The sequence below is a fragment of the Kosakonia radicincitans DSM 16656 genome (genome assembly GCF_000280495.2).
GTDB lineage: Bacteria > Pseudomonadota > Gammaproteobacteria > Enterobacterales > Enterobacteriaceae > Kosakonia > Kosakonia radicincitans.
In genome coordinates this window covers 1,075,594-1,097,834 of sequence record NZ_CP018016.1, presented here as the reverse complement: position 1 = coordinate 1,097,834, position 22,241 = coordinate 1,075,594, and the positions used below count along the sequence as shown (strand labels likewise).

Sequence of the window (22,241 nt, the reverse complement as noted above, 5' to 3'; positions counted from 1 at the left end):
TGATGTCTCAGGTTATTGCACCGACCACAACCGATAACGCTCCGCCGCCGTGGATGCGCCTGACAGGCCGTGTCTTCCGGGGAGCCCTTTCCATCTGCTGTACGCTGCTGGGGCTGGCGGCGCTGACCTTCTTTATCGGTCGGCTGCTGCCTATCGACCCGGTAGTGGCGGTGATTGGCGATAACGCCAGCCACGAAGCCTACGAGAAGATGTATGCGCAACTCGGGCTGAATCAGCCGCTGTGGAAACAGTTTGTCGATTATGTCTGGCAGTTGCTGCACCTGGATTTCGGCACCGCGCTGACCACCAGCCAGCCTGTGGCGCAGGATATCGCCCGCGTCTTTCCGGCAACGCTGGAACTGGCCACGGTGGCGGCGATAATTGGCGTCGGCCTCGGCATTCCCGCCGGGGTTTTCGCCGCAATGTATCGCAACTCGTGGTTTGATCACCTGATCCGTTTTGTCGGTTTGCTGAGTTACTCCACGCCGCACTTCTGGCTGGGGTTAATGGGGCTGCTGCTGTTTTACGCCACCCTTGGCTGGATCGGTGGTCCGGGGCGCATCGACTTTATCTACGAATTCGAGCTACACCCGGTCACCGGATTCTGGCTGCTGGATGGCGCACTGAGCGGCAACTGGGCGGTATTCAAAAACGTCTTCAGCCACATCATTCTGCCCGCCTCGATCCTCGGGCTGAGCGCGCTGGCGTATATCAGCCGCATGACCCGCAGTTTTATGATCGAGCAGCTTTCCCAGGAGTACATCATCACTGCCCGCGTCAAAGGTTTGTCCTGGGCGCGCTGCGTCTGGGTACATGCGTTTCGCAATATTGCCGTGCCGGTGCTGACCGTGGTGGCGCTCTCCTGGGCGTGGCTGCTGGAAGGGGCGGTATTGACGGAAACCGTCTTTGCCTGGCCCGGTTTTGGCCGCTACCTGACCAACGCTCTGCTGGCGGGCGATATGAATGCCGTGGTCGGCTGCACTCTGCTGACCGGCGCGATTTTTGTCGCCCTTAACCTGCTGTGCGATCTGCTGTACCGCATCTTCGATCCGCGCACGCGACGGGAGGAGCAATGACCGATTCGACCAAATACCTGCGCGCCCATCCGCGCCAGGGGCTGCGCGCGTGGCTGCGCGATCCGGCGCCGCAAACCCCGTTGCAGGCCAGAGTTCAGCTTGCCTGGATCCAGTGGCGACGTTTTTGCGCCAACCACTCCGCGCTGTTTGGCCTGCTGGTGCTGCTGATCATTGTTGCCGCCGCGCTGTTTGCGCCGTGGCTGGCAAACCACGATATCTACGCGCAAAACCTGGCGCTGCGCCTGCAGCCCCCGAGTGCGGAGCACTGGCTCGGCACCGATGAACTGGGGCGCGACATCTTCAGCCGCCTGCTTTATGGCGCGCGCATCACGCTCTATATCACCGGGTTGACGGCGCTGATTATCACCCCGCTCGGGCTGGTGATTGGCGCCACGGCGGGCTATCTCGGCGGGCGCGTCGATACGCTGCTGATGCGGCTGGTGGATATCTTTCTTGCCTTCCCCAGTCTGATCCTCGCACTGGCGTTTGTCGCTGCCCTCGGCCCCGGCATTGAGAATGCGATTATCGCCATTTCCCTCTCCGCCTGGCCGCCGATTGCCCGCCTGGCACGCGCTGAAACGCTGGCTATCCGCAAGATGGATTACATCGCAGCGGTGCGCTTACAGGGCGCATCGGCGTGGCACATCATTTTGCGCCACGTGATGCCAATGTGCCTGCCATCGGTGGTGGTGCGCGTCACGCTCAATATGGCGGCGATTATTCTCACCGCCGCCGGGCTTGGCTTTCTTGGCCTTGGCGCGCAGGCACCCAGCCCGGAATGGGGCGCGATGCTGGCCTCCGGGCGCGAATTTATGCTGAACAATGGCTGGATTGCCGCCATTCCCGGTTTAGCGATTTTGTTTACCAGCCTGGCCTTTAACCTGCTCGGCGATGGCCTGCGCGATGTAATGGATATCCGCCATGAATAATCAACTGCTGGAAGTAGAAAACCTCAGCATCCTGTTTAAAGGGGCGCACGAAGATAACCTCGCGGTGCGCGACGTGAGCTTTCAGGTAGGGCGGGAAAAGGTTGCGATTGTCGGCGAATCCGGTTCGGGGAAATCACAGACCTGCCGTGCCCTGCTGAAGCTGACGCCGAAAATCGGCCAGGTGCGGGCCGCTAAAATGCGTTTCGGTGAGTTCGATCTGCTGAACGCCAGCGAACGGCAAATGCGCACTATTCGCGGCAACCGCATTTCGATGATCCTGCAAGACCCGCGCTTTTCGCTGAATCCGTTAATGCGCATTGGCGATCAGGTGGCGGAAGCCTGGCGTTTACACCGTCGCGTCAGCAAAGAGGAAGCCCGCGCCCGCGCGCTGGAGATGCTGGAGTCAGTGCATATTCGCGAGGTGGCGAAAGTCGCCCGCCTCTACCCGCACGAAATCTCTGGCGGTATGGGGCAGCGGGTGATGATCGCCATGATGTTGATCCCGGAACCGGATCTGATCATCGCCGACGAACCAACCTCGGCGCTGGATGTCACTGTGCGCCGCCAGGTGCTCAGCATTCTTGATGAGCAACTGCAACGCCGCCAGACCGGGCTGCTGTTTATCACTCATGATTTAAACCTGGTGTCGCGTTTCTGCGACCGGGTGCTGGTGATGTACGCCGGGCGCATTGTCGAAGAGATCCGTGCCAGCGAACTTGACCAGGCCTGCCATCCCTATACTCAGGCGCTGCTCGCCAGCCAGCCCCGGCTGCGCGAACCGGTAGAAACGCTGCGCGTGCCGACGCGCGATCCCGCCTGGCTCAACGGCCCCAATTACCGCAATGGAGTAGCCCAATGAACCCGATCCCAACAACCGAACGCGCCGTTGAAATGGTCAATCTCGCCATTGCTTTTGGTCAGGGCAACCAGCGCCGCCAGGTGGTGAACGATGTCTGCCTGATGCTGGCACGCGGTGAAAGTTACGGCCTGATTGGCGAATCCGGCTGTGGAAAATCCACCATTCTGCGGGCGCTGGCCGGGCTAAACCCGGACTATCACGGCCATATTTTGTTTAATAACCGTGAACAACAGCCGCACCGCGACAAAGCCTTTTACCGTCAGGTACAGATGGTTTTTCAGGATCCGTATGCCTCGCTGCACCCGCGAAAAATGGTGTGGGCCAGCCTGCGCGAGCCGCTAAAACTGCACGATATGGATCGGCACGAAGCGCGGATCAGCGAGGTGCTGCATGCGGTCGGCCTCTCTGACGCTTTTCGTTACCGCTATCCGCACCAGCTCTCCGGCGGCCAGCGCCAGCGCGTGGCGATTGCCCGCGCGTTGATCCTCGAACCGTCGGTTCTGCTGCTTGATGAGCCTACTTCCGCGCTGGATGTTTCTGTCCAGGCGGAGATCCTCAACTTACTCAGCCGCATGCACCAGCAGCGCAACCTGACCTACCTTTTGGTCACCCACGATTTGGCGGTGGTTACCCACCTTTGCGAACGCGTTGGCGTGATGTATCAGGGGAAATTGCTGGAAGAGATCAGTGCGGCGCGTTTACGAAAGGGCGACGCGCAAGAAACCTATACCCGTGAGTTTCTCGCGGCGAGTGAAGCATAAGCGCCATCTGGCGTCGGAAGGAGTTGGCATCATGACACTGATCGAAACGCTGGCGCGCTGGTGCGCCGCACCGCAGCCCTTTAGCGAGCGGGCAAAAACGCTGGCGCGCGAAGCCATTACCGATACGCTGGCCTGCATGGTCGCCGGGCAGAATGACTTTTCCACCCGCGCGGTAAGCGAGGCGTGGCACGATTCGCCGCGCAGTGCCGCACAGGCGGCGCTGGTGAACGCTACCGCTGCGCACGCCATCGACTATGACGATAATTTTACGCCGGGCATGAGCCACGCTTCCGCCGTACTGCTCCCGGCTCTGTTACCGGTGGCACTGGCGCAGAACAGCAGCGGCGCGGAGCTGATTGCCGCTTATCTGGTGGGTTTGCAGGCGCAGGCGTTTATTGGTGAAGCGACCGGTTACGGCCATTACACCGCCGGATGGCACGGCACATCGACCATTGGCTGCATCGGTAGCGCCGCAGGCGTGGCAGCGCTGATGGGGCAAGATGCGCCAGGCATTGCCCGCACGCTGAGCATATCGGTCAGCATGGCCAGCGGTGTAAAAGGCCAGTTTGGCACGCCGCTCAAACCGTTTCATGCTGGTATGGCCGCGCGTAACGCCGTTGAAGCCGCAATCCTTGCCCGCACGGGGATGCACGGCAGGCTGGATATTTTTGAATGCCCGCAGGGTTTTGCCGAACTCTATGCCGGAACGTTAAGCCAGCCGGGCTGGCTTAACGACCGCCAGCATGTGATTGAGCGCATCGGCGTCATGCCGAAAAAACACCCCTGTTGCGGCTCGACGCACCGCATTCTGGATGCAATTGCCGATTTGCAGGCGCAACAGCTCTTCCATACCGATGAAGTTGAACAGGTGCACTGCCAGGTGGGCATTGCCAACTGGCGCAACCTGGCGTACCCGCAACCCGCTGACGAAATGCAGGCGCGGTTTTCCATGCCTTACTGCGTGGCGGTGATGCTGGAAAAAGGGGCGCTCAGCGTTTCGGATTTCACGCCGCAGGCCGTTGCTGCGCAGAGCGATGCGCAGAAACTGGCGCGTATTACCATGAGCCACTGGACAGCAGAGCAGGAAAATGAAAACGCCGCGCTGCCGCATACGCTGACAGTAACGCTTAAAGATGGCCGCACGCTTCGCCACTCGCGCTGGCAGGCAAAAGGTGTGCTGGAAGAACCGTTCAGCGAGGCGGAACGGCAGGCGAAATTCCTCGATTGCTGCGCGCATCTGCCCGATGCGCAGGCGCTTTACCAGCAATTAGCGGATCTGGAACAAACGCGTGATATCGGTTTTCTGCGCCGGATGATGGTCACCAGCCGCCCTTCGCTACCGGGTGATGCATAAGCCAGCATCGCCCTGCGGTTGCCGGGTTCCGCTGAGCTTTGCCAGACTGCTGGTGATGATAAACCGCCGCCGTAAACCACTAATAGACATCCCGCAGGTAGCGTTTCTCGCGCGCCAGTGCCGCCACCCAGTCGCTGGCCTCATCGGCGCGCATGCCGCCAAAGGTTTGCACCACCTGCTTTAACGCCGCGTCGACATCTTTCGCCATCTGGCTGGCATCGCCGCAGACATAAAAACAGGCGCCGTCGCACAGCCAGCGCCACAGCTCAGCCCCCTCTTCCACCATGCGGTGCTGCACGTAGATTTTTTCCGCCTGATCGCGGGAAAACGCCGTGCTCAGGCGGTGCAGAACGCCGCCGCGCTGCCAGGCTTCCAGCTCCTCCTGATACCAGAAATCCGTTGCCGCATGCTGCTCGCCAAAGAACAGCCAGTTGCGGCCCGGCGCAGCGGTGGCCTGCCGTTCCTGTAAGAAGCCGCGAAACGGCGCGATACCGGTGCCCGCGCCAACCATAATCACCGGCGTTTGCGGGTTGGCGGGCAGACGGAAGTGCGGCGACGAGTGAATAAATACTGCCGCGCTGGTCGCCCGGTCGGCGAGAAACGTTGAGCAGACGCCACCGCGCTGATTCCCTTCACCATAACGCACCGTCGCGACCGTCAGCGCTACCTGCTGCGGCGAAACCTTTGGGCTGGAAGAAATGGAGTAGAAGCGCGGCTGTAAACGGCGCAGCACCGACAACCACGCCTGCGCCGACGCGCGAACCGGGGACATCTGCAGCAGATCGCTAAGCTGGCGTCCCCACAGCCACTGCGATAATTCCCCGGTGTTGTCGAGCCGCGTTTTTAGCGCCGCGTTGCCGGTCTGTTCACAGACAAACCGCATGATTTCCGGAGTAATGCGCGTGATATCCATCTCGTTGGTCAGCGCTTCACGTAACGTCATTTCACCTTTATCACTCAGTTGTACCGGCGTTTGTGCATCCAGTTCCAGCAGACGCAGTATCTGATCAACCTGCTGCGGGCAGTTGATCGGCCAGACGCCGAGCGCATCGCCCGCCTCGTAATGCATGCCGCTGCCTTGCAGATCAAAAACCACCTGGCGGATCTCTTTTTGCGCCACCGACGCGTTCAGCCGCTGATTGACTACCAGCGGAACAGTTAACGGCTGATGGCGGCTAAAGCCAGGCTTTGGTTGCGTTTCGCCGGTTTCCGCGATGACCTCACCGAGCAGCGCGCGCTGCACCGCATTCAGCCACTGCTGCGCTGGCGCATTATCGCCAGCATCGCATTCATGGCGCGCCACCAGCCGCTGAGCGCCCAGCGCTGCCAGACGGGCATCAAGCTTGCGGCCAAAGCCGCAAAACCGATCGTAGCTGGTGTCGCCAAAGGCCAGCACGGAAAAGGCGATACCGGTAAGTTCAGGCGCGCTGTCGCTTTCCAGCGCGGCCCACAGCGCCGCGCCATTGTCCGGCGGATCGCCATCGCCGAAGGTACTGGCAACCAGTAATACGTGCGAGGCGGCGGCAATATCGGCCACGCCGACGCTCTCCATTCCCCGCAGTTTTACCGCCTGCCCGGCATCGAGAAAATGCCCGGCGCAGCGGCGGGCAAAGGCCTGCGCATTGCCGGTCATTGACGCCCACAGCACCAGCAGCACGCCCGGCGTGGCTTGCGCGGTTACGGCGTTTTTTTCGCTCATCACCGGCTGCTGCGCGCTGCGCGTCAGCGCGACGGCGGCATGTTTCAGTTCCGGTTGCAGTGAAATGGGATCGACGGCGTCGCTGGTCACCGCGTTGATCGCCAGCCTGTCGCCAAACAGATCGTTCCAGTGAAACGGCGCGAAACAGGTGCCGGGGCTGACCCGATCGGTGATCACCGCAGGTAGCGTCGCCAGCCCGCGCCGGGAGCGAATATCCACATGATCATTTTCTCGAATGCCGAGCCGTTCGGCATCCTGTGGTGCGATTTCAACAAACGGACCAGGGTTAAGCTGATTGAGCATCGGGATCTTCCCGGTTTTCGTCAGGGTATGCCACTGGTGCTGGACGCGCCCGGTATTCAGCACCAGCGGAAATTCGTCATCCGGCATCTCCACGGGTGCCAGATCCGGGCGGGCGAAGAATTGCGCCTTGCCGCTGGCGGTGGCGAAACGCACCCGCGCCGTGGCGCAGTGCTGCAGATAACGAATCGGGTGGCGTTGCTGTGTGTCATCCGGCGGGCACGGCCATTGCAACGGCATCTCGCGCAGCCGCGCATGGCTGGCACCGCGAATGTCATAGCCGGTTTCCGGGTTATACGACTGGCGGATCTCGTCGAAGACTTCGGCAGCGCTGGCATAGGTAAAACCCTCGGCATAGCCCATTTCGCAGGCCACGCGGGCGATAATTTGCCAGTCGGCCAGCGCCTCGCCCGGCGGCAACACCGCCTGCTGCATCAGCGTCATGGTGCGTTCGGAGTTGATCATCACCCCTTCCGCTTCCGCCCACAGCGCGCCCGGCAGCAAAATATCGGCATAGCGGTTGGTTTCGGTATCGAGAAACGCATCCTGGGTGATCACCAGTTCCGCCTGCTGTAGCGCGGCAATCACCTGCTGGCGATTGGGGACCGTGGCGACCGGGTTAGTGCAGATTATCCAGCAGGCTTTAATTTTCCCGGCGCGCATCTCATCGAACATCGACACCGTGCCGTGGCCGCTATCGCTGCGCAATGAACCCGGTGGGCGCTGCCAGAGTTGCTCGACAAAGGCTCTGTCTTTTTCCACCAGCAGCGAGCGCTGGCCGGGCAATCCTGCGCCCATATAGCCCACTTCGCGCCCGCCCATCGCGTTTGGCTGCCCGGTCAGCGAGAACGGGCCGCTGCCGGGACGGCAAATCGCCCCTGTTGCCAGATGCAAATTGCACAGCGCATTGGTGCTCCAGGTGCCGTGGGTGCTCTGGTTCAGCCCCATCGTCCAGCAACTCATCCACTCGGTGGCTTCGCCAATCCACTGTGCCGCCTGGCGAATGTCCGCCTCCGCCAGCCCGGTACGTTCGGCCACCTGCTGCGGTAAATAGTCCTGCAAGAAATCCGGCATCGCCTGCCAGCCTTCGGTGCAATGTTCAATAAACGCCTCGTCGATCTGGCCGTTCTGCACCAGTAACCCGAGCAAACCGTTCAGCAAAGCGAGGTCGGTGCCGGGTTTGATCTGCAAAAACAGCGAGGCTTTCTCCGCCGTGGCGGTGCGGCGGGGATCGACGACAATCAGCTTTGCCCCGGCTTTGACTCTGTCCATCATGCGCAGAAACAGGATCGGGTGGCAGTCGGCCATGTTTGCGCCGATCACCAGAAAGAGATCGGCGCGATCGAAATCATCATAAGATCCCGGCGGCCCGTCAGCCCCCAGCGACAGCTTATAGCCGCTGGCGGCGCTGGCCATGCACAGCCGCGAGTTGGACTCGATATGTTGCGTGCCGATAAACCCCTTTGCCAGCTTGTTCGCCAGATACTGCGCTTCCAGCGACATCTGCCCGGACACATACAGCGCCAGCGCATCAGGGCCATGATTATCGATAATGGCGCGCAACCGTTGTGCGGTTTGCGTGATGGCGCTGTCGATGCCGACCGGCACCGACTCCTGCTGGCGCGAAGTGCGCAGCCATGCGCGATCCAGCCTGCCCGCTGCGGTAATCGCCTGCGCACAGCTTTTACCTTTGGTGCATAAACGCCCCTGATTGGTGGGGTGCGTTTTATCCCCTACTACGTTGATAATGCGCTGGTTTTCCACTTTCATAACCAGCCCGCAGCCTACCCCGCAATAAGGGCATACACTTTTTAGATCCATTTTTGCCCCCGTTGCGGCTTATGACGCTTCGGCAATCGCCGGGAAAGTGCTCTCTGCCAGCGGCTGGCGATGAACCCAGATATGCCCGTCGATAATGTTGACCGGCCAGACGCGCACCCGCAGCGTGGCATCGTCGAGGCTGACGCCGTCGCACAGTCGGAAACGCTGTTTGTAGAGCGGCGAAATCACGATCGGTTCGCCCTCTTTATCGCCCACCAGACCGCGCGCCAGCACATTGGCTTCGCTGCCCGGTTCGCGATTGTCCAGCGCGAAAATCTGCGCCTCGCTTGCGGGCAGATGGAACAGCGCAATCTGTTGCTGACCCAGACGCGCGGCAACCCCGCTGTTGGCCGGAATATCCGCCACCGCGCCAACATGCACCCATTCGGCTTCGGCGCCCGGCAGCGTTGTCGCCTGCGCGGGTTTTTCCTCGCTTCTGGCCGGGCGGATCTGCCCGCGCTCCGGCACCATCACCACCGCTTCATCCGGGCGATCGCTGTTGAGGAAGCCGCGGAACAGCAGACGGTTTTCCGCGCTATCGAGCGTGGTTTTCCATTCGCACTGGTAAGCGTCCACCACCTGCTGCATTTCACGCTCCAGCTCCGCGCCAATCTCCAGGCTGTCGTGCAGGATCACCTGTTGTAAGTACGTAAGCCCGCCTTCCATATTGTCGAGCCAGGTGCTGGTGCGCTGCAGACGATCGGCGGTGCGGATATAGAACATCAACACGCGATCGATGGTGCGGATCAGCGCTTCGCTGTCGAGATCGCTGGCGAACAAGTCCGCATGGCGCGGCTTCATGCCGCCATTGCCGCAGACATAGAGGTTCCAGCCTTTATCGGTGGCGATCACGCCAATATCTTTGCCCTGCGCTTCGGCGCATTCGCGGGTACAACCGGAAACGGCCATTTTGATTTTGTGCGGCGAGCGCAGCCCCTTGTAGCGGTTCTCCAGGGTGATCGCCATGCCGGTCGAGTCCTGCACACCGTAGCGGCACCAGGTAGAACCGACGCAGGATTTCACCGTGCGCAGGGATTTGCCGTAAGCATGGCCGGTTTCAAACCCGGCGGCGATCAGCCTCTCCCAGATCGCAGGCAGTTGCTCCAGCCGCGCGCCAAACAGATCCACCCGCTGGCCGCCGGTAATTTTGGTGTAGAGGTTGTAGCGCTGCGCCACTTCGCCAATGGCGATCAAGCCCTGCGGCGTGATTTCGCCAGCCGGAATGCGCGGCACCACCGAGTAAGTGCCATCTTTCTGGATATTGGCGAAGAAACGGTCGTTAGTATCCTGCAACGGCAGATGCTGCGGTTTGAGCAGGTAATCATTCCAGCAGGAAGCCAGCAAAGAGCCGACCAGTGGCTTGCACACTTCACAACCGTGGCCTTTGCCGAAGCGGCTAATCAGTTCATCGAAGCTGCGAATTTCATGCAGGCGGATCAGGTGATACAGCTCCTGGCGCGACCAGGCAAAATGCTCGCAGAGATCTTTTTTCACTTCCACGCCAAGCTGTTGCAGCTCATGCTCCATCACCTGCTTCAGCAACGGCACGCAGCCGCCGCAGCCAGTTCCGGCTTTGGTGCAGCTTTTTATCGCCCCCAGTTCGCTGCAGCCGCTGGCGACCGCTGCGGCAATGTCGCCTTTGCTGACATTGTGACAGGAGCAGATTTGCGCGCTGGCCGCCAGCGCCGCCACGCCGAGGCCTTTCGGCGCATCACCGGAACGGGCGGGTAAAATCAGCGTTTCCGGCTGCGCGGGCAGCGCCATGCCGTTGAGCATCATTTGCAGCAGCATGCTGTAATCAGCGCTGTCGCCAATCAATACTGCGCCGAGCAGTCGTTTGCCGTCGGCGGAGACAACGATTTTCTTGTAGATTTCACGCGGGCCATCGGTCCACTGATAGCTCTGGCAGCCTTCCGTTTTGCCGTGCGCATCGCCGAGCGACGCCACCTCAACGCCGAGCAGCTTCAGTTTGGTGCTCATATCCGCGCCGGTAAACGGCGTGTCGCGCGCCGCCAGTGTGTCCGCCACGCTGCGCGCCATCTGGTAACCAGGCGCCACAAGGCCAAAAATCTGCCCGTTCCACAATGCGCACTCGCCAATGGCGAAAATCGCCGCGTTGGAAGTGCGGCACTGGTCATCAATCACAATGCCGCCGCGCGACCCTTTTTGCAGTTGCGCGCTTTCCGCCAGCTCATCGCGCGGGCGAATACCGGCTGAAAAGAGCAGCAGATCGGTCTCCAGCCAGCTACCGTCGGCAAAGCAGAGGCGATGCAGTGCCTGCTCGCCATCAACGATTTCCCGCGTCTCTTTGCGGGTATGCACCTGCACGCCCAGGGCTTCAATTTTGCGTTGCAGCATCATCGCGCCGCCTTCATCAAGCTGTACCGCCATCAGACGCGGGGCAAACTCCACCACGTGGGTTTCCAGCCCTAACTGACGCAGCGCGTTGGCCGCTTCCAGCCCCAGCAACCCGCCGCCGATCACCACGCCGCGTTTGGCGTTTTTCGCCTGCGCGGCGATAGCGTCCAGATCGTCAAGCGTGCGGTAAACCAGGCACCCAGGGCGGTTATTGCCACTGATCGGCGGCACGAAGGCGTAAGAACCGGTGGCGAGCACCAGTATGTCGTAATGCGTTTCTGTGCCCTGTTCGTCGCGTAAACAGTGACGTTCGCGGTCGATCGCGACAATTTTGCAGCCGCTGCGCAGAGTGATGCCGCTGTCGGCAAAAAAACCATCGCTGACCAGCGAGAGCGATTCGGCGCTGCGCCCGGCGAAGTATTCCGAGAGGTGGACGCGGTCATAAGCGGGCAGACGCTCTTCGCCGAACACCACGATGTCGTAATGCTGGTGCAGCTCGCGTTCCACCAGCTGTTGCAAAAAATAGTGGCTGACCATGCCGTGCCCAATGACGGCTAAAACCGGCTTTTTCATCATCTGAATCCTTATCGAACAAGTGACAGAGACATCAGGCCGCTTTCGGCTGTTTCTCGTACAGAAATTGCAGAACCTGCTGGCGATAGCGCTGATACTGCGCGTCGTCGGCCAGCGCCACGCGCGAACGCGGACGCTCCAGCGACACGTCCATGATTTCGCCAACCGTTGCCGCCGGGCCGTTGGTCATCATCATCACCCGATCGGAGAGCAGTACCGCTTCGTCAACGTCATGGGTGATCAGCACAATGGTGGTGCGCAGGCGCTGCTGGATCTCCATTACTGCATCCTGCAAATGGGCGCGAGTTAAGGCGTCCAGCGCGCCAAAGGGTTCATCCATCAGCAATACGGCGGGTTTCATCGCCAGTGCGCGGGCAATGCCGACGCGCTGCTTCATACCACCGGAAATTTCGTGCGGGCGCTTGTTCCAGGCGTGGCTCATCTGCACCAGATCGAGGTTGTGCATAATCCACTCGTGCATTTCGGCTTTGCTCATTTCGCCGCGAAAAACCTGGCGAACGGCCAGCGCCACGTTGTCATAGGTGGTGAGCCACGGCAGCAGCGAGTGGTTCTGGAACACCACGCCGCGCTCCGGCCCTGGACCGTCGATTTCGCGGTTATTGCACAGCAGGCCGCCGCTGGTCGGCCGCGTCAGACCGGCAATCAGGTTTAACAGCGTTGATTTGCCGCAGCCGGAGTGGCCAATCAGGCTCAGGGTTTCACCGGCGTGGATATCAAAGCTGACGTTATCCAGCGCGAGAAACTCGCCGCTGCGGGTGTTGAAGCGCTGGCTGACCTGCTGAACCTGAATAATCGGATGGGTACGCATCGTGGCCTCCTTAGCGGCTGGTGTAGTTAAAACGGCTGGCAATCCACATCAGCCCCTGCTCCAGCAGCAGGCCGATCACGCCAATCACCACGATGGCGATAATGATGTTTTGCACATTGAGGTTGTTCCATTCATTCCAGATCCAGAAGCCGATACCGATGCCGCCGGTCAGCATTTCTGCCGCCACAATCACCAGCCAGGCAATGCCAATGGATAAGCGCATGCCGGTGAGAATGCCGGGCAGCGCGGCGGGCAGCAGGATTTTGCGCATGATGGCGAATTCCGAAAGCTTCAGCACCCGCGCCACGTTCAGGTAATCCTGCGGGATCTGCCGCACGCCTTCGGCGGTGTTGAGGATCATCGGCCAGATCGAGCAGATAAAAATCGTCCAGCTGGAGGCTGGTTCAGCGCGCTGAAACAGCAGCAAACCAATTGGCAGCCAGGCCAACGGGCTGACCGGGCGCAGCAGCGAGATCAGCGGGTTGAGCATATTGGCGACAAACCGGAAGCGGCCAATCAAAAAGCCCGCCGGAATGCCGACCAGCGCCGCGAGGCCAAAACCGACCGCCACGCGCTGCAACGAGGCCAGCACGTTCCAGCCAATGCCCTGATCGTTCGGCCCGGCGATATAAAACGGGTCGGCAAAGATCTCCAGCGCCGCCTGCCAGGTTTGCCACGGCGTGGGGAAGTTTTTACTGTTGAGCGCCGCTACCTGCCACAGGCAGATCAGCAGGCCAATTCCGAGCAACCCCGGCAGTACGCGCTCCATCAGCGGGCGTAACAGCGGTGAACGACGCGCTACGGGTTTGCTGGGCAGCGTCACAATTTCGGCGGCCATACGCGGCTGCGCCGTCTCTTCGCGAGGAAGGGGGATAATCTGCGCCTGGTTTTTCATAAGCGACCTCCTATTTCTTTACGCTAAAGCCGCTGGCATAGGCGGCAGGGTTGCTGCCATCCCAGCGAATGCCATCGATCAGGACACTGCTGCGCATGTCGCTGCCCGGCAGCGGGACGTTACTGACCGCCGCAGCAGCCTGTTTGTAGATGTCGATGCGGTTAACCTTGCGGGCGACGCCGAGGTAATCCGGATCGCTGGTAAGCAGCCCCCAGCGTTTATGCTGGGTGAGGAACCACATGCCGTCGGAGAGCCACGGATAGTTGACGGAGCCGTCGTGGAAGAAGCGCATCGCGTGCTCATCTTTCCAGCTTTTGCCCAGGCCGTTTTCGTACTGGCCGAGCATGCGCCCGAGAATGGTTTCCTCTTTGGTGTTGAGGTAAGCGCGCCCGGCGATGACCCGCGCCGTTTCGCGGCGGTTATCGTCGGAGGCGTCAATCCAGCGTGAAGCCTCAAGAATGGCGGCAGTCAGCGCACGGGCGCTGTTGGGATTTTTGGCTACCCAGTCTGCGCGGGTGCCGAGCACTTTTTCCGGATGATCCGGCCAGATATCCTGCGTGGTGGTGGCGGTAAAGCCGATGCCATCGCTGATGGCGCGTTGGTTCCACGGTTCGCCCACGCAGTAGCCGACCATGTTGCCGATCTTCATGTTCATCACCATTTGCGGCGGCGGCACCACCACGCTGCGAATGTCAGTGAGCGGGTTGATGCCTGCGCTTGCCAGCCAGTAGTTGAGCCACATGGCGTGCGTGCCGGTGGGAAAGGTCTGGGCAAAGGTATAAGTGCCTGCCGGGCTGGCGGCGATATGTTTTTGCAGCGAGGCTAAGTCATTAACGCCCGCCTCGTGCAACTGGTTCGCCAGCGTGATCCCCTGCCCGTTCTGGTTGATGGTCATCAGCGCCGCCATCTCGGTTTGCGGCCCGGAAAGCCCCATTTGCAGGCCGTAAAGCTGGCCGTAGAGAATGTGCGACGCGTTCAGTTCGCCGGAAACCAGCTTGTCGCGTACCGCGGCCCAACTGGCTTCTTTGCTCGGCACAATGGTGATGCCATATTTTTTGTCGAAGCCTTTAACAGCGGCCATCACCACCGAGGCACAATCCGTCAGCGGGATAAAACCGACGCGGATTTCGCTCAGTTCCGGCGCATCCGAGCCTGCGGCCCATGCGCGATTGATCACCCCAGGCAATAGCAGGCTGCTGCCCAGCGCCGCGCTGCCCAGTAAAAACTGCCGACGGGAAACCGTCATACCTTTGTTGCCATCGCTCATTGCCACCCTCTTGCTCACCGTTGCGGATGCAAAAAAAAACGGCGTCCATAAGCCTGTGCAAAGCTGCACGCTTATGGACGCCGTTGTCCGGTTGACGCGGCACCGACCGCCATTGGCCGATAGTGCGTCTTAATTAGTTTCTCAATGGATAAAGCAAGGACTGTGCCAGAATGCGTGATCACGCTGCAACAGGCGAAATTTCACGCGTTGCGCAAAATTCACCCGTTTGCCGGGCACGTTTTCGCACTGCCGGAGAGCACATTTCGCACCCCGGATGTGCAGCTACTCCTTAGGGGGTAGAGGAAAAACATCCGCGACCGCCAGCATCGCGCCGGCTATCTCCACCAGCTTTTTGTTCTGATTCATCGCCATGCTGCGCAGGGTTTTATAGGCCTCTTCTTCGCTAAGCTGGCGATGCTGCATCAGCAGACTTTTGGCGCGCTCAATCTGTTTGCGCTCGTTGAGCGTTTCCCGCAGCGCCGCCAGTTCGGTATCCAGCGCCTGTAAGCGGCGCGACTGCTGCTGCACCAGCGTTAACAGTGAACGCCCGAGCTGTGGGCGCACGCCGCCGCTCTCCAGCCAGCCGTGATTGTCGATAAACACCGAATAGCGGCTCTCCTCCTCTTCCGGCTGCGGCATCAGGCTTTCGATATCGGCCTGCTGCTGATGGCTGGCCTGTTCAGCGGCGGCAATGCGCGCGCGGCAGTGCGCCATCAGCGTTTGTGCCAGCGCATCTTCCTCGATTTTCATCGCATCAATGCGCTGCGTGGCGAGCGCGAACCAGCGCAAACCGCTGTCCGCCGCAAATCCTTCACGCCCGGTACAGGCAATACGCCGCAGTCGCTCAAACTGGCTGTCGGTCTGCATCTGCTGCCAGCGCAGCCGGTGCGGCTCATCAGCAAAATCGGCAAAGGTGGCGAAGCAGCGCTCCTGTCGCTCAATCAGATCGAGCAGCTTTTGCCGGGTTTCTTCGCTGAATTGCCCGGCGGCAAAGGCGGCAGCGGCAATGGCCCGCTCCTGCCCGGCAAACTCTTTCCCCTGCATAAAGCTGAACATGGCGATCAGCGCACGGGAGATGTCCGGTTCGGCGGCGGTATCGGTGAGTTCAAACACCAGCGACAACAAATGGCGAATGATGTCGTTAAAGAAGCTCATCGCCTGCGGCAGCGGCAGTTTGCGCTGGCGGATTTGCTGGCGCAGCGCGGGCAGCAGGCTGAGCGCGTAAATAACGCTGGCAACGTGGCTGAAGAGGCGGCTGGCCTGCGGGCTGGCGGCAATCTGGCTCTCCAGCGTGTCGAGTTGCGCCAGCAGCGGTGCCTGCGCCCCGGCAACGTCGCGCGCGCGTTGGGATAGCTCATCGGCAAACTGCCCTTCAGCCGCGCAAAGAAACATATTCGAGGTGCCGCGCTCGCGTTGCAGCATATGCACCAGTTGGCTGATTTTGCCTACCAGTTCACCGCGTTGCAGCAGATAACGCAGGCTGTTCAGCTCACACTGGCGTGATGCCAGTAAAAAACGGATGGTGGTTGATGAGTTGGCAATCATGCGCGTGCTCCCCGGAAGTCATGCCAGGTTAATGCAAGCAACGCGCCAGGACGAAAAATCCGCGTTATACGCTGGCCTGCACCATCGCCATAATCACCGCTTTCAGCTCCTCTTTGGCTTGCGCCTCGGTGATGGCGCCCTGCACCGCCGCCCATGACAGCCCTTCCGCCGCGCCGAGCATGGCCCACAAGGCAGCATCACGTAACGGTTTTACGCAAAATGGCGCAAACAATGCGCGGCACTTCTCAATGAAATCGGCGGCATACTCCTGGCGGATTTTTTCCAGCTCCGGCGTGCCCGCCAGCGCCGCCAGTACGCTGGGCATTTCACGCCCTTGCAGCAGTACGCATTCGATATAGGCGGTGGCGATCACCGTCGCCCGCGGCGCCAGTTCGGCTTTGGTAGTGCGCAGCGCATCATCCATTTTTTGGTTCTGCCGCTGATCGTATTCACGATACAGCGCAGCCAGCAGACCGGAGCGGCTGGTGAAATGGTCGTAAACCACGGGTTTGGTGACACCGGCGAGTTCAGCAAGATGGCTGAGCGTCAGCGCTTCCGTGCCTTCATCACGAATGATTTGCCAGGCCACCGCCACCAGTTGAGTAAAACGCGCTTCCCGCGTGAGTCGCTGCCGTGTACCTGTTGCGGTCATCCTCTTTCTCCGTTGACAAGGTTATATACCAAAGGTAACTTACTATTGGTAGGTTACCTTTGGTATATAAGATTACGTCCGTTCATCGCGGATGGCAACTGAGGAGGTTTCACATGCACGCTTTGATCGTAGTATCGCACCCGTTGGAGAGTTCATTAACGCACGCTCTGGTGCAGGCAGTTGCGGAAGGTATTCGCCAGCAGGGGCGGCAACACAGCGCGGAAATCGCCGACCTGGCGCGAGAAGGGTTTGACCCGCGCTTTTCAGCAGCGGATGTCGCCGCCTTCAATCAAACCGCGCCGCTGCCCGCCGATGTGCTCGCCGAACAGGCGCGTATTGCTAACGCCGATGCGCTGGTGCTGGTATTTCCTATTTACTGGTGGACAATGCCGGGGCTGTTAAAGGGCTGGATCGATCGCGTCTTTAGTAACGGCTGGGCCTATGCCGATAGTGGCGAAGGTAAAGTGATTAAAAAGCTCGGCCATTTGCCGGTCCATCTTGTGGCGCTGGGCGGGGCCGATCGCCGCACCTTCGAAAAGCATGGTTATGCGCAATCGTGGAACACACAAATCGCGCACGGGATTTTTGATTACTGCGGCGCGCCGGTGCTGACCAATGCCACGCTGATGCTGCCGGATCTCGGCAGCGCGGAAGCGGCGTTACAACAGGCCGTTGAAATTGGCCGCAACGTCTTTAACCGCTGAGTTTTAGCCGCCGCTCTCCGGCGGCTAAATATTTATTTGGGAGATTTAACAGATCGCTGCGCAATAAACGGGGCTGAATAACTATTTCCCCCGTCCCACCGCGAAACATTTCAGGCAAAAAAAACCGAACATGGCTGTTCGGTAAGATATTTCAAGCGCGTTAGTACTACCAGATCTCATTATTGTCCGCACGTTTTACTCTCTGTCAGCAACAAAACGCTTAACAATCCGTGCCTTTATTATGGGCACATATCATTATTAGCAAAACGAGCTTTTTTTCTTTAAAACGAGAAAAATTACCGCCAGACATGTATTCAGACAAATATAAAAAACAGAAACCAGACGTTACGTTTATATACACTTAAATAAATTAAGCGCACGAATCTCTAATTTTGGAAACAGAACTGTCATATTCGTAAATTACTATGCCCGCGCTAATAGTGAGTAGCATTCCCGAGGAAAAATAAATGAATACTAAATTAAAAATGCTGACAGCCTCGATCGGTGCAGCAGTGGCATTGATGTCTTTCGCAGCGCAGGCAGAAATTACTCTGCTGAAACAGGATCCACAGGCCGACGACCCGCTGAGCCGTCTGAACTTTACCGTCGGGGGGTCTATCCGCCCGCAGTTCGATAACGCGATGGGCAACAGCGACAAAGGCTCGTACAAACGTAACGGCTACGATGGCGGTACCCGTTTTCGTTTCTCCTCCGACTACTATCTGTTTGATGATATTAGCTGGATTAACTATTACGAACTCGGCGTGAACATTCCGGCACTTTTTGACTGGGATAATCACTATGCCGAAGGCACACGAAATACGACCCGCCGTATGCTCTACACCGGGCTGAAAAGTAAAACCTGGGGGACGCTCACCTACGGTCAGCAGAACAGTATTTATTACGATGTCGTGGGTGCGAAAACTGATATCTGGGATTACGACATGAAGGCCCAGGCGCCGGGCAACGGTATCAACGGCGACTACGACGGCTCTTATCGCTCACGTAATATGCTCAAATATAAGAAAACCGTTGGCGACGCGGATATTTATGTCTCTTACCTGTTCAATGATTCCGACTATCTGCCGGGCAACGGCACGCGTTACAAACGTAAAGGCGGCGGTTCACTGGGTGTCGATTATCACCTGACCGATACCCTGACATGGGGTACGGCGTGGAACTACACCCGTGCGGAAATGCGCCTGCCATCAACGGACGACAGCAAAAACTACGATCAGAACATCCTCGGTACCGCGCTGAGCTGGACGCCGGATAACTGGACCTTCTCCTTCGGCGGCGGCTGGTATCAGAACTTCCTGCTGACCAAAAAATCCGACGTGCAAAACTACTTCGCGGGCGATGCGTGGGGGATTGAATACTTTGCCGGTTATAAAATCCCGGTGGGCCAGTACGCGCTTAAATATGTTCAGCCGTACGTGATGGGCGACCGTCTGCAATACACCACTGGTCGCGATTATCAGCGTATTGATAACGGCGTCGGTGTGACTTTCCAGTTGGATTATGGTTTCCGTGTCGATTACGAACACGTGTTTACCTCCAGCAGCGACAACCTGAGCGACATGAATATCGTGCGCCTGCGCTACGACTTCTGATGCACGCCTGCCCCCGGCCTGGGGGCATTTCCTCTCCTGCCACCGCCCCTCTCATCACCAAAGCACAATTTTTAACGATCTATTTACGAAAATGTGAAGATGAACATAGCGCCAGGTCAACCACAGACAATTTTGGCAAGTTGAGAAATATCCTAAGCCGGAAGCGTGCCTTATACTTGTTTCGGACGCAGAAAAAAGTTCTCCCGCTTCGCGGGGCAGCCATTGCAGGAAGCCCTAACGCAGCCTGCATAGGATCTGGCCGACAGAAAATCGCATATTGAGGGACGCATAATGGAAAAAAAACGTATTTATCTGTTTTGTTCAGCGGGTATGTCAACGTCGCTGCTGGTGTCAAAGATGCGTGCGCAGGCGGAAAAATATGAAGTACCGGTCATTATTGAAGCATTTTCTGAGTCTCTGGCCGCAGAAAAGGGGCCGCAGGCGGATGTGGTATTGCTCGGCCCGCAAATTGCGTGGAAGTTAGCGGACATTCAACAATTGCTGCCGAATAAACCAGTCGAAGTGATTGACTCGCTGCTGTACGGCAAAGTTGATGGTCTGGGCGTGCTGAAAGCGGCCGTAGCTGCCATTAAACAGGCCGCCGCCAATAATTAACGTCTCTTATTACTGAGTTATTCCCTCACACTGCGCCGCAATAACCTGTTGCGGTATTTAAGGGTATTTTTCTATGAGTAATGCGATTGCTTCACTTGAAAAGATACTTCTTCCTTTTGCGGTTAAATTAGGAAAACAGCCTCACGTTAATGCGATTAAAAATGGCTTTATTCGTTTAATGCCATTAACGCTCGCGGGTGCGATGTTTGTTTTAATTAATAACGTATTTTTAAGTTTTGGCGAAGGATCGTTTTTCTATTCGTTAGGCATCCGCCTGGATGCCTCGACCATTGAAACGCTCAACGGTTTAAAAGGTATTGGCGGCAACGTCTATAACGGCACGCTGGGCATTATGTCGTTAATGGCGCCGTTCTTTATTGGTATGGCGCTGGCGGAAGAACGCAAAGTTGATGCGCTGGCCGCCGGATTATTATCCATTGCCGCTTTTATGACCGTCACACCTTATAGCGTCGGTGAAGCTTATGCCGTTGGCGCAAACTGGTTAGGCGGGGCGAATATTATTTCCGGGATGATTATTGGCCTGGTGGTCGCCGAATTGTTTACCTTTATCGTGCGGCGCAACTGGGTGATTACGTTGCCGGAGAGCGTGCCCGCTTCGGTGGCGCGTTCGTTTTCCGCGCTGATCCCCGGCTTTATTATTCTGTCGCTGATGGGCATTGTCGCCTGGGCGCTGACGCATTTCGGCACCAACTTCCACCAGCTGATTATGGATACCATCTCCACGCCGCTGGCCTCGCTCGGCAGTATTGTCGGCTGGGTGTACGTGCTGTTTGTGCCGCTGCTGTGGTTCTTTGGTATTCACGGTTCGCTGGCGCTGACCGCGCTGGACAGCGGCATTATGACGCCGTGGGCGCTGGAAAATATCGCCGTTTATCAGCAGTACGGCTCCGTTGATGCGGCGCTGACCGCTGGCAAAACGTTCCATGTCTGGGCCAAGCCGATGCTGGATTCGTACATTTTTCTGGGCGGCAGCGGCGCGACGCTCGGGCTGATTATCGCCATCTTCTTCGCCTCCCGGCGGGCGGATTATCGCCAGGTGGCGAAACTGGCGCTGCCTTCCGGCCTGTTCCAGATTAACGAACCGATTCTGTTCGGCCTGCCGATTATCATGAACCCGGTGATATTTATCCCGTTTATTCTGGTGCAACCGATCCTCGCCGCCATCACCCTGCTGGCCTATTACAGCGGCATTATTCCACCGATCACCAACATCGCACCGTGGACGATGCCAACCGGGCTGGGCGCTTTCTTTAATACCAATGGCAGTATCGCCGCGTTACTGCTCGCACTCTTCAACTTAGTGATTGCCACGCTGGTGTACCTGCCTTTTGTGGTGGTCGCCAACAAAGCGCAGAACGTGATTGATCAGGAAGAGAGCGAAGAAGATATCGCCGCGGCGCTGAAGTTCTGAAGCCAGGGCGGTGGCTTGAGGTAAGTGCGCTTATCCTTAAGCCACCGCCCGATGTAAAACGCGTAAGGAGTTAACCATGCAGCCACAGATCAACACGCAGGGAATTAAAACGGTTCGCGAGCAGCAGCTCTTCAACGGTAAAAATTTCCATGTGTTTATCTACAACAAAACCGAGAGCGCGAGCGGGCTGCATCAGCATGATTACTATGAATTTACACTGGTTCTCACCGGCCGTTACTACCAGGTGATCAACGGAAAACGTGTGCTGCTGGAGCGCGGCGATTTTGTGTTTATCCCGCTCGGCTCGCACCATCAAAGTTTTTACGCGTTCGGCGCGACGCGCATTCTGAATGTCGGCATCAGCAAGCCGTTCTTTGAACAGCACTATCTGGCGCTGCTGCCCTTCTGCTTTGTCGCTTCGCAGGCCTATCGCACCAGCAATGCCTTTATGGCCTATGTCGAAACGGTTATCGCCTCGCTGAATTTCCGCGAAAACGGGCTGGATGAGTTTATCGAAGCCGTCACGTTCTACGTGATTAACCGGCTGCGCCACTACCGTGAAGAGCCGGTTATGGATGACGTTCCGCAATGGCTGAAAATCACCGTCGAAACGATGCACGATAAAACGCAGTTTGGCGAAAATGCGCTGGAAAATATGATCCAGCTGGCGGGCAAATCCCAGGAGTATCTGACCCGCGCCACCCGCCGCTATTACCGCAAAACACCGATGCAGATTATTAATGAAATCCGCATCGATTTTGCGAAAAAGCAGCTGGAAATGACCAACTATTCGGTGACGGATATTGCCTGGGAGGCTGGCTACAGCAGCCCCAGCTTATTTATTAAAACTTTCAAAAAAATGACATCATTTACGCCCAATAACTATCGCAAGCGATTAACGGAAATCAATCAGTAACGGTGACGGGCGCGTTTCACTGCCCGCCGTCATTCATGACCGA

17 protein-coding genes are annotated in these 22,241 nt (G+C 58.4%); 10 read left to right on the top strand and 7 right to left on the bottom strand.

The window, feature by feature from the left end:
* Positions 1–2: 2 nt before the first annotated feature.
* Genes Y71_RS05460 through Y71_RS05440 form a run of 5 tightly spaced genes read left to right on the top strand, consistent with a single transcriptional unit; the run spans position 3 to position 4,979 of the window.
* Complete coding sequence (locus Y71_RS05460; RefSeq protein ID WP_035942088.1) at positions 3–1,076, top strand: ABC transporter permease; 1,074 nt, start codon at positions 3–5, stop codon at positions 1,074–1,076.
* Positions 1,073–2,005, top strand: a complete 933-nt coding sequence (locus Y71_RS05455; RefSeq protein ID WP_007370495.1) for an ABC transporter permease — start codon at positions 1,073–1,075, stop codon at positions 2,003–2,005. The genes Y71_RS05460 and Y71_RS05455 overlap by 4 nt, the downstream gene beginning before the upstream one ends.
* Positions 1,998–2,864 (top strand): ABC transporter ATP-binding protein, encoded by an 867-nt coding sequence (locus tag Y71_RS05450; protein ID WP_007370494.1) that lies wholly within the window; start codon positions 1,998–2,000, stop codon positions 2,862–2,864. Before Y71_RS05455 ends, Y71_RS05450 begins: the two co-directional genes overlap by 8 nt.
* Positions 2,861–3,625 (top strand): ABC transporter ATP-binding protein, encoded by a 765-nt coding sequence (locus Y71_RS05445; RefSeq protein WP_007370493.1) that lies wholly within the window; start codon positions 2,861–2,863, stop codon positions 3,623–3,625. The genes Y71_RS05450 and Y71_RS05445 overlap by 4 nt, the downstream gene beginning before the upstream one ends.
* Before the next feature lie 31 nt (positions 3,626–3,656).
* Entirely contained in the window at positions 3,657–4,979 is a 1,323-nt protein-coding gene (locus tag Y71_RS05440) for an MmgE/PrpD family protein (RefSeq protein WP_007370492.1), read from the top strand.
* 79 nt (positions 4,980–5,058) lie between these two features.
* Here the strand turns inward: Y71_RS05440 and Y71_RS05435 are convergent, their stop codons facing one another.
* From Y71_RS05435 to Y71_RS05405, 7 genes are all read right to left on the bottom strand, one after another.
* Positions 5,059–8,799, bottom strand: coding sequence for a bifunctional nitrate reductase/sulfite reductase flavoprotein subunit alpha (locus tag Y71_RS05435; protein ID WP_007370491.1), 3,741 nt, complete (start codon positions 8,797–8,799; stop codon positions 5,059–5,061).
* Between the two features lie 18 nt (positions 8,800–8,817).
* Positions 8,818–11,730, bottom strand: a complete 2,913-nt coding sequence (nirB, locus tag Y71_RS05430; RefSeq protein ID WP_081120709.1) for a nitrite reductase large subunit NirB — start codon at positions 11,728–11,730, stop codon at positions 8,818–8,820.
* A 34-nt stretch (positions 11,731–11,764) separates the two neighbouring features.
* Positions 11,765–12,559, bottom strand: coding sequence for an ABC transporter ATP-binding protein (locus Y71_RS05425; RefSeq protein ID WP_007370489.1), 795 nt, complete (start codon positions 12,557–12,559; stop codon positions 11,765–11,767).
* 10 nt (positions 12,560–12,569) lie between these two features.
* On the bottom strand, positions 12,570–13,454 hold the full coding sequence (ntrB, locus tag Y71_RS05420; RefSeq protein WP_007370488.1) for a nitrate ABC transporter permease: 885 nt from the start codon (positions 13,452–13,454) through the stop codon (positions 12,570–12,572).
* 10 nt (positions 13,455–13,464) lie between these two features.
* Complete coding sequence (locus Y71_RS05415) at positions 13,465–14,721, bottom strand: CmpA/NrtA family ABC transporter substrate-binding protein (protein ID WP_035890193.1); 1,257 nt, start codon at positions 14,719–14,721, stop codon at positions 13,465–13,467.
* A gap of 282 nt (positions 14,722–15,003) precedes the next feature.
* On the bottom strand, positions 15,004–16,266 hold the full coding sequence (locus Y71_RS05410; RefSeq protein ID WP_007370485.1) for a nitrate regulatory protein: 1,263 nt from the start codon (positions 16,264–16,266) through the stop codon (positions 15,004–15,006).
* A 64-nt stretch (positions 16,267–16,330) separates the two neighbouring features.
* A complete protein-coding gene (locus tag Y71_RS05405) occupies positions 16,331–16,918 on the bottom strand; it encodes a TetR/AcrR family transcriptional regulator (protein WP_007370484.1) in 588 nt (195 codons plus the stop codon).
* A gap of 113 nt (positions 16,919–17,031) precedes the next feature.
* Here Y71_RS05405 and Y71_RS05400 point away from each other — a divergent pair, with 113 nt between their 5' ends.
* The 5 genes from Y71_RS05400 (at position 17,032) to chbR (ending at position 22,198) form a co-directional block, all read left to right on the top strand.
* Positions 17,032–17,622: an NAD(P)H-dependent oxidoreductase gene (locus tag Y71_RS05400; protein WP_007370483.1), complete on the top strand. Its 591-nt coding sequence runs from the start codon at positions 17,032–17,034 to the stop codon at positions 17,620–17,622.
* Between the two features lie 467 nt (positions 17,623–18,089).
* Positions 18,090–19,235, top strand: coding sequence for a porin (locus Y71_RS05395; protein ID WP_007370481.1), 1,146 nt, complete (start codon positions 18,090–18,092; stop codon positions 19,233–19,235).
* 291 nt (positions 19,236–19,526) lie between these two features.
* Entirely contained in the window at positions 19,527–19,850 is a 324-nt protein-coding gene (locus Y71_RS05390) for a PTS sugar transporter subunit IIB (RefSeq protein WP_007370480.1), read from the top strand.
* A gap of 73 nt (positions 19,851–19,923) precedes the next feature.
* Positions 19,924–21,282, top strand: coding sequence for a PTS N,N'-diacetylchitobiose transporter subunit IIC (gene chbC, locus Y71_RS05385; protein WP_007370479.1), 1,359 nt, complete (start codon positions 19,924–19,926; stop codon positions 21,280–21,282).
* Positions 21,283–21,358: 76 nt separating this feature from the next.
* Positions 21,359–22,198 carry a transcriptional regulator ChbR gene (chbR, locus tag Y71_RS05380; protein ID WP_007370478.1) on the top strand — a complete coding sequence of 280 codons (840 nt, stop codon included), beginning with the start codon at positions 21,359–21,361 and terminating at the stop codon, positions 22,196–22,198.
* The last annotated feature ends 43 nt before the right edge of the window (positions 22,199–22,241 follow it).

Coding starts and splice junctions, on each gene's coding strand:
- Y71_RS05460 (WP_035942088.1), top strand. CDS start 3: ATGTCTCAGGTTATTGCACCGACCACAACCGATAACGCTCCGCCGCCG.
- Y71_RS05455 (WP_007370495.1), top strand. CDS start 1,073: ATGACCGATTCGACCAAATACCTGCGCGCCCATCCGCGCCAGGGGCTG.
- Y71_RS05450 (WP_007370494.1), top strand. CDS start 1,998: ATGAATAATCAACTGCTGGAAGTAGAAAACCTCAGCATCCTGTTTAAA.
- Y71_RS05445 (WP_007370493.1), top strand. CDS start 2,861: ATGAACCCGATCCCAACAACCGAACGCGCCGTTGAAATGGTCAATCTC.
- Y71_RS05440 (WP_007370492.1), top strand. CDS start 3,657: ATGACACTGATCGAAACGCTGGCGCGCTGGTGCGCCGCACCGCAGCCC.
- Y71_RS05435 (WP_007370491.1), bottom strand. CDS start 8,799: ATGGATCTAAAAAGTGTATGCCCTTATTGCGGGGTAGGCTGCGGGCTG.
- nirB (WP_081120709.1), bottom strand. CDS start 11,730: ATGAAAAAGCCGGTTTTAGCCGTCATTGGGCACGGCATGGTCAGCCAC.
- Y71_RS05425 (WP_007370489.1), bottom strand. CDS start 12,559: ATGCGTACCCATCCGATTATTCAGGTTCAGCAGGTCAGCCAGCGCTTC.
- ntrB (WP_007370488.1), bottom strand. CDS start 13,454: ATGAAAAACCAGGCGCAGATTATCCCCCTTCCTCGCGAAGAGACGGCG.
- Y71_RS05415 (WP_035890193.1), bottom strand. CDS start 14,721: ATGAGCGATGGCAACAAAGGTATGACGGTTTCCCGTCGGCAGTTTTTA.
- Y71_RS05410 (WP_007370485.1), bottom strand. CDS start 16,266: ATGATTGCCAACTCATCAACCACCATCCGTTTTTTACTGGCATCACGC.
- Y71_RS05405 (WP_007370484.1), bottom strand. CDS start 16,918: ATGACCGCAACAGGTACACGGCAGCGACTCACGCGGGAAGCGCGTTTT.
- Y71_RS05400 (WP_007370483.1), top strand. CDS start 17,032: ATGCACGCTTTGATCGTAGTATCGCACCCGTTGGAGAGTTCATTAACG.
- Y71_RS05395 (WP_007370481.1), top strand. CDS start 18,090: ATGAATACTAAATTAAAAATGCTGACAGCCTCGATCGGTGCAGCAGTG.
- Y71_RS05390 (WP_007370480.1), top strand. CDS start 19,527: ATGGAAAAAAAACGTATTTATCTGTTTTGTTCAGCGGGTATGTCAACG.
- chbC (WP_007370479.1), top strand. CDS start 19,924: ATGAGTAATGCGATTGCTTCACTTGAAAAGATACTTCTTCCTTTTGCG.
- chbR (WP_007370478.1), top strand. CDS start 21,359: ATGCAGCCACAGATCAACACGCAGGGAATTAAAACGGTTCGCGAGCAG.